1 protein-coding gene is annotated in these 1101 nt (G+C 78.4%); it reads right to left on the bottom strand.

Features of this window, described 5'->3' with window-relative positions; all coding sequences use genetic code 11:
- Nucleotides 1-54: 54 nt before the first annotated feature.
- A partial coding sequence (locus ABD308_RS37255) for a hypothetical protein (RefSeq protein WP_344345039.1) occupies nt 55-1101 on the bottom strand: 1047 nt, incomplete at its 5' end.

The following is a 1101-nucleotide window of genomic DNA, read 5'->3' as shown; positions in this document are numbered from 1 at the left end:
CTCACAACCGACCCTTGACGCAGCCCAGACCGCCCTAACTGAACGGCGTTGGTACTAGCGGGCGGTGACCCGGAGGTTGGCGAGGAGCGTGGTGCCGTCGGCGGAGGTGGCGAGGACGCGGCCGGAGCGGTGCCAGTAGGTGACGGTGCCGGCGTGGCGGCGCACGCCGATTCCGGGGCCGGGACCGGCGGCGGCACCGGGGAAGAGCAGGGAGAGCGCGGGGGCGGCGGACGGGCCGGTGCCGGCGTGGACGCGCAGGTCCGCGCCCTCGGGGACGGTGAGCGCCCAGTGGTCGCCGTCGGTGGCGGGGGCGGACGGCGCCGGGCCTTCGACCCGCAGTTCGGCCGTCGGGAGGTCGGACGTCCAGCGCAGGAGGATGTGGTCGTCCGGCGTCGCCGCGTGGGTGGTGAGCAGGTGGCCCGCGGCGAGGGCGGCCGCACCGAGGGGGAGATCGGTCAGGGCGTCGTCCACCCGCAGCCGCCCGCGCAGCTGCCAGCCCGGCAGGTCCCAGCGCCACACCTCGGTGAGCGGGGAGCCGTCGGGCAGCGGCGAGCGGACGATGGCCGCGCAGCCGCCCGGGATGCGGGTGACGCCGCCCACCAGCCGCTGCTCGCCGCCGAGTTCGCGCCACACCACGGTCGGGCGCGCGGCCAGGGTGTCAAGGACGACGATGCCCTCCCCGTCCGAGGCGAGCAGGTGCCGGCCGTCGTAGGACGGCGCCGCCCGCCGGGCCCGCAGGGTGGTCCACGGCCGGACGGTGCGGGTGGCGAGGTCGAGGCGGGCGAAGCCGCGCAGGTCCGGGCCGTGGTCCTCGACCAGCAGGGCGCTGCCGCCGTGGTCGGCGAGGACGAGCCGGTCGGCGGGGGTGTCCCAGTGCGCGCGGGTGCGGCCGTCCGGGGCGAGCAGCCGGACGCCCGCCTGGCCGCAGGCGACCAGCAGGGAACCGGAGTCGAGCAGGGCGGCGTCCAGGACCGGGAGGGTGCCCGGACGGTCGGCGGCGGTGTACGCGGGGGCGGTGACGCGCGGGCGGGGCGGCGGACGGGGGCGGGGCAGGTCGGCGGCCGTCAACGGGTCGGCGCGGCGCAGCAGTCGGTCGAACAG

Source organism: Kitasatospora putterlickiae (assembly GCF_039527695.1).
GTDB classification, from domain to species: Bacteria; Actinomycetota; Actinomycetes; order Streptomycetales; family Streptomycetaceae; genus Kitasatospora; species Kitasatospora putterlickiae.
Note: the sequence above shows the minus strand (reverse complement) of the source record. Positions and strands in the feature narration are given on the sequence as shown.